Below are 5,971 nucleotides of genomic sequence, written 5' to 3'. Positions count from 1 at the left end.
GATCGATGTAGATGTCGCAATCCACACCGAACCCGGAGGCCCTCACCCATTTCAAGAACCCAGCACGCGTGTCACCAACGTCCCAGGACAACACAGGGGTGCGCGACCGGGACGGGGGCCGGGACCGGAGGCGCGACCGGCGCCGGGTCCGCCACCGGGACGGGGGCTGGGACGGGGGCCGGGGGCAGGGGCGGGGCGGGCGCCGGGGGCGGGGCGGGGCGTGCGGCGGCCGCGGGCGGGGGCGTACGGACGGACAGGACGGCGCGCGGGCCGTCCAGGGCGCTGCCGAAACGCAGCTCGCTGCCGGGGCCGACGTTCCAGGCGTGGACGCGGTGGCCATCGGCCCAGGTGCCGTTGGTGCTGTTCTCGTCCTCGACGGTCCAGTGGTCGCCGTCGGGGCGCAGGACCGCGTGGTGCCAGGAGACGCGGGCGTCGTCGAGGCAGATCTCGCAGAGGGGGTCCCGGCCGACGTGGTAGGTCCGCCCCGGGCTCATGTCGGTCGAGCCCCTGGCGGTTTCGAGGACGAGTTCGGGCGCGGTGTCCGCACCGGGGCGCTGGACCATGGGGAGATCTTCCCACGATCGGCCGCGCCCGGCGCGGGCAGCGTACCCGCAGGTCAGAGGGGTCTTAAAGGGAATGACAACGGTCCCCGTTGCAGCCTTTGCCGATCCCGGCGAGGTGCGCTTCACTTCACGCGTCGGAACCGAACAAACGGGGGATGCCATGACCGGGCACGACCATGCGGACGCACACGTGCACGAGGACGAGCACGCCGGCACCGGTGGGCAGGCGGGCCACGCGCACGGCGACGGCCACGGGCACGCCGGGCACAGCCACGGTGTGGACCCGGACGCCGACCGCCGCTGGCTGGGCATAGCCCTCGCCCTGATCGGCGGGTTCATGGCCGTCGAGGTGGTCATCGGCGTGATGGCCCAGTCGCTGGCCCTGATCTCCGACGCGGCGCACATGCTGACCGACGCCGTCTCGATCGTGCTCGCGCTGATCGCGATGCGGCTGGCCGCGCGCCCGGCGCGGGGCGGGTTCACGTACGGCCTCAAGCGGGCGGAGATCCTCTCCGCCCAGGCCAACGGCCTGACGCTGCTGCTGCTGGCGGCCTGGCTGGCGTACGAGGCGGTGCGCAGGCTGATCGACCCGCCGCCGGTGGAGGGCGGACTGGTGCTGGTGACGGCGCTGGCCGGGATCGTGGTCAACGTGGCGGCGGCCTGGTGCATCTCGCGGGCCAACCGGTCCTCGCTGGCCGTGGAGGGCGCCTACCAGCACATTCTGAACGACCTCTTCGCCTTCATCGGGACGGCGATTTCCGGTCTGATCGTGCTCACCACCGGTTTCGTGCAGGCCGACTCGATCGCCACGCTCGTGGTGGTGGTGCTGATGGTGAAGGCGGGCTACGGGCTGGTGCGCGAGTCCGGCCGGATCTTCCTGGAGGCCGCCCCGGCGCACATGGACCCGGACGCGGTCGGTGACCGCCTGGTCGGGCACCCGCCCGTGACCGAGGTGCACGACCTGCACATCTGGACCATCACCTCGGGGCAGGCGGCCCTGTCCGCGCACGTCCTGGTGGAGGCCGACGGCGACTGCCACGCGGTACGCCGGGACCTGGAGCGGCTGCTGGCGAAGGAGTACGGGATCACCCACACCACCCTCCAGGTGGACCACGCGCAGGAGGCGCTGCTGTCGGTCGGCCGGGCGGGCGAGGAGCCGGGCGGCGAGGACCCGCATTGCGCTGACGCGCACGGCCCGGTCCACCGGGAAGGCCCGCACGCGCACTGAGCGCGGGCCGGCCGGGGCATACATGGAGCCATGACGGAGCCGAAGAGGCACAAGCGCAGCGCGGGCCTGCTGCTGTTCCGCCGCACCGGCGGCGCGACGGAGGTCCTGCTCGGCCACATGGGCGGACCCCTGTGGGCGGGCCGGGACGCGGGCGGCTGGGCGATCCCCAAGGGCGAGTACGGGCCGGACGAGACACCGCGGGACGCGGCCCGCCGGGAGTTCGCGGAGGAGCTCGGGCTGCCGCCGCCGGAGGGCGCGTACCTGCCGCTGGGCGAGGTGCGGCTGAGCAGCGGGAAGCTGGTGACGATCTGGGCGGTGGAGGCGGACCTCGATCCGGCGCTGATGGAGCCCGGGACGTTCACGATGGAGTGGCCCCCGCACTCGGGGCGGGAGCAGGAGTTCCCGGAGCTGGACCGGGTGGCCTGGTTCGCTCCCCCGCTGGCCCGAAACAAGCTGATGATCAGTCAAATTCCGTTCCTGGAGCGACTGTTGGTGCTCCTGGAGGGTTGACCTGACCTTTACTTGCCAACAAACCCCACCTGCGTGGACATTGCACATATGACGAGCGTCGTGCTGGTGGGAACCCTGGACACCAAGGGTGTCGAGTACGGCTGGTTGCGCGAGAGGCTGCTGCGCGCCGGCGTCGAGGTGGTACTGGTCGATACGGGGATCATGGGCGAGCCCCGGGTGCCCGCGGACATACCGCGCGAAGAGGTGGCGCGGGCGGCGGGAACGGAACTGTCACGGCTGCGGGAGGCCGCCGACCGGGGCGCGGCCGTGACCACGATGGCCCGGGGCGCCGAGGCGGCCCTGTTAGGCCTGCACGCCGAGGGCCGGCTGCACGGGGTGCTCGCGATCGGGGGCAGCGGGGGCACCTCGATCGCGACACGGGCCATGCGGGCGCTGCCGCTGGGCGTGCCGAAGGTGATGGTCTCCTCGATGGCGTCCGGGGACGTGGCCCCGTACGTCGGATCGGCGGACATCACGATGATGTACAGCGTGGTGGACATCGCCGGGATCAACAGCGTCTCGGCGCCGGTGCTGGCGAACGCCGTGGAGGCCGTCGCCGGGATGGCCAAGGGGTTCCAGCGCGCCTCCATGGACCTGCGCCGCCCGGCCCGGCTGGGGGCGGGCGCGCGGCCGCTGGTCGCGGCGAGCATGGCGGGGGTGACCACGATCGGCGTGGACGCGGCCCGGGAGCGGCTGACCGAACTCGGCTACGAGGTGCTGGTCTTCCACGTCAGCGGCACCGGCGGGCGCACCCTGGAGACCCTGGCCGGGCAGGGGATCTTCGCCGGGGTGCTGGACCTGACCCTCAGCGAGCTCGCCGACGACCTGTGCGGCGGCATCCTCACGGCCGGGCCCGACCGGCTCAGCGCGGCCGGGCGGGCGGGGATCCCGCAGGTGGTGAGCCTGGGGGCGCTGGACATGGTGAAGTTCGGGCCGCTGGAGTCCCTGCCCGAACGGGCCCGCTACCGGCGGGTCCGCGTCCACAACCCGTCGATCACGGTGATCCGTACGACCGAGTCCGAATGCGCGGAACTCGGCCGCCGGGTCGCGGCGAAACTCCGCGCGGCGACCGGGCCGACGGCGGTCTGCCTGCCGCTGCGCGGGCTGTCCACGCTCGGTGCGCCGGGCGGCCCCTACCACGATCCCGGCGCGGACCGGGCGCTGTTCACGGCGCTGCGCGAGGGGCTGCTCGGGAGCGCCGCCCGTCTCTACGACTACGACACCCACATCAACGATCCGGCGTTCGGGCGGGCGGCCGCCGACCGGCTGCACGCGATGATCGGCGCGGTCTCGGCCGCAGCCTGAGCGCAGCGGACGGCGGAGCCCGGACCGCACGGAGCGGTTGGGAACCGGCCGTGGCGGAAACCGTGTCCTCGTGGGTGGCCGGTCGGGGGACGACCGGCCGGGCACCCTCGGGGGCCGGTGACGCCACGGACGGGGGCGGACGATGGACTACGGCTGGACGGTGCCCGGCTACGACGAGGTCCGGGAGCTCGGCGCGGGCGGCAGCGGCCGGGTCGTGCTGGCGGTGCACGCGGCCACCGGCACGGCGGTCGCGGTGAAGTACCTCTCGGAGCGGCTGCGCCGGGACCCGGCCTTCGTCCGGGAGTTCCGGGCGGAGGCGCGGCTGCTCGGCGGGCTCGGATCCCCGTACGTGGTCGGTCTGTACGAGTACGTGGAGGCGCCGGGCGGCGCCGCGATCGTCATGGAGCTGGTCGACGGGATCTCCCTGCGCGCGGTGATCAGGGAGTCGGGCCGGGCGGAGCCGGAAGCGGCGCTGGTGGTCCTCAAGGGCTCGCTGCTCGGGCTGGCCGCGGCCCACCGGGCGGGCGTCGTCCACCGCGACTACAAGCCGGAGAACGTACTGGTCGCCCCGGACGGCTCCTCCAAGCTGGTCGACTTCGGCATCGCGGCGGGCCGCGGCACCACCCCCGGGGTGGCCGGGACCCCCGCCTACATGGCGCCCGAGCAGTGGCAGGGGGAGCCCGCCTCGCCGGCCGCCGACGTGTACGCGGCCACCGCGACCTTCTTCGAGTGCCTGACCGGCCGCAAGCCCTACGACGGGGAGAACTTCGCGGAGCTGGCCGTCCAGCACATCGAGGCGCCGGTGCCGGAGACCGAGGCCCCCGAGCCGGTGCGGCCGCTGATCCGCCGGGGCCTGGCCAAGCGGCCGGAGCAGCGGCCGGAGAACGCCGAGGCCTTCGTGGCGGAACTGGAGGCGCTGGCCCTGGCCGCGTACGGGCCCGGGTGGGAGCGGCGCGGGCAGCGCAAGCTGGCCGCGCTGGCCGCCCTGCTGCCGCTGCTGTTCCCCTCGGCCGGTGCCGCCGCGGCGGGCACCACGGCGGTGGCCACCACCTCGATCGGCCGGGGCGCCGGCTGGGCCCCGGGGCGGGCCGGCTGGTTCGCGGCCGGGCTGGCCCTCGTCCTGGGCGCCGTGCTGGTGCTGACCACGGACGCCGTCGGGGGCACCCCGCCCGGGGCCTCGGCGCTCAGCGCGTTCGCCACCACCAGCGCGGCCCCGCCCGGGCCGGTGTCGCCCGCCCCGGGCCCGACCGCGTCCCCGCCGGGTTCCCCGTCGGTCTCCCCCGCGGTGTCCCCGAGCCCGTCGGCTTCACCCTCCCCGTCCTGGTCCCCGACGCCGACGCCCTCGTACCCGGCGAGCCCGAGCCCTTCCGTGAGCCCGACGGGGAAGCCGACCGTGTCCTGGTCCCCGACGCCCACGCCGACGCCCACCCTGAAGGTGACCGACGTGAAGGTCTCGCTCAAGCCCGGGGTCTACCGGGGCGACGCCACCGTCTCGGTCGCCGCCCAGGGGAGCGGCCCGGTGACGGTGGTCCTGGAGTGGTACCTCGGCTCCGCGCAGGGGGAGTACGCGGTGGCCGACGGCTCCGAGACGGTCGTCGTGCAGGCCGGGTCCCTGGCCCCCGTGGTCCGCTCCCACACCTTCGGCCGGGGGCACGGCTGCTACGGCGGCGTCCGCGTCACCACCAAGCCGGCCGCCGCGACCGGCGCGGCCGCCGACTCGCGGCAGCTGCTGCGCTGCCAGGACCAGGAGGTGCCGCGATGAGCGATCCCCGCGCCCCGCACGCCGCCGACGAGGACGACGAGTACAGCGCGACGGTCCTCGGCAGCCACTGGTTCACCGGCCCTCCGCCGCCCGCCGACGCCGCGCCCGACCGGGTCGAGGGGTCCGTCCTGCGCTTCGGGCCGGGGGTGACGGCGGCACTGCCCGCGCCGTTCCCGTTGGCGCCCGCCCCGGTCCGGCCCGGGCGGCGCGCGGGGGGCGGCTGGCGCCGGTACACCCTCGCCGCGGCCGTGCTGGCGCTGGTGCTGGCCTATCTGGGCTGGCAGCGGTTCGGGCCCGCCGTCGTCGTCCGGGACCTGGCGGTCACCACCGACCCGGCGGGTCCCGGCTGCGACGCGGCCGCCGATGTGGTGGCCGTCGTACACACCAATGGGCGGCCCGGCACCCTCACCTACCGCTGGGTCCGCAGCGACGGCACGCGGTCGGACGAGCTGACGGAGCGGGTGCCGAGCGGGCGCCGGGAGGCAACGCTGCACCTGCTGTGGACCTTCCAGGGGACCGGCCGCTACCCGGCGCGGGCCGAGCTCCAGCTGATCTCCCCGGACGAGCGGACCGCCGCGGCGGAGTTCACGTACAGCTGCCGCC

5 protein-coding genes and 1 pseudogene are annotated in these 5,971 nt (G+C 75.0%); 5 read left to right on the top strand and 1 reads right to left on the bottom strand.

The annotated features are described in order from the left end of the window. Window positions 1-167: 167 nt before the first annotated feature. A pseudogene (locus ACFV0Q_RS37260) lies at window positions 168-563 on the bottom strand (FHA domain-containing protein); the annotation flags it as partial. Window positions 564-723: 160 nt separating this feature from the next. Between ACFV0Q_RS37260 and ACFV0Q_RS37255 the strand changes: the two are divergent. The 5 genes from ACFV0Q_RS37255 to ACFV0Q_RS37235 form a co-directional block, all read left to right on the top strand. Continuing rightward, entirely contained in the window at window positions 724-1,791 is a 1,068-nt protein-coding gene (locus ACFV0Q_RS37255; protein WP_385011866.1) for a cation diffusion facilitator family transporter, read from the top strand. A 30-nt stretch (window positions 1,792-1,821) separates the two neighbouring features. Beyond that, the gene (locus ACFV0Q_RS37250) at window positions 1,822-2,301 is read left to right on the top strand and encodes an NUDIX domain-containing protein (protein WP_385011864.1); all 480 of its coding nucleotides are present in this window, start codon (window positions 1,822-1,824) and stop codon (window positions 2,299-2,301) included. Between the two features lie 48 nt (window positions 2,302-2,349). After that, a complete protein-coding gene (locus tag ACFV0Q_RS37245; protein ID WP_385011863.1) occupies window positions 2,350-3,606 on the top strand; it encodes a Tm-1-like ATP-binding domain-containing protein in 1,257 nt (418 codons plus the stop codon). Between the two features lie 142 nt (window positions 3,607-3,748). Continuing rightward, window positions 3,749-5,368 (top strand): serine/threonine-protein kinase, encoded by a 1,620-nt coding sequence (locus ACFV0Q_RS37240; RefSeq protein WP_385011861.1) that lies wholly within the window; start codon window positions 3,749-3,751, stop codon window positions 5,366-5,368. Further along, a partial coding sequence (locus ACFV0Q_RS37235; RefSeq protein ID WP_385011859.1) for a hypothetical protein occupies window positions 5,365-5,971 on the top strand: 607 nt, incomplete at its 3' end. The genes ACFV0Q_RS37240 and ACFV0Q_RS37235, both read left to right, overlap by 4 nt.

Origin of the sequence: Streptomyces sp. NPDC059564 (assembly GCF_042735575.1) — a bacterium.
Lineage (GTDB): Bacteria > Actinomycetota > Actinomycetes > Streptomycetales > Streptomycetaceae > Streptomyces.
This window is presented reverse-complemented; position numbering and strand designations above follow the sequence as displayed.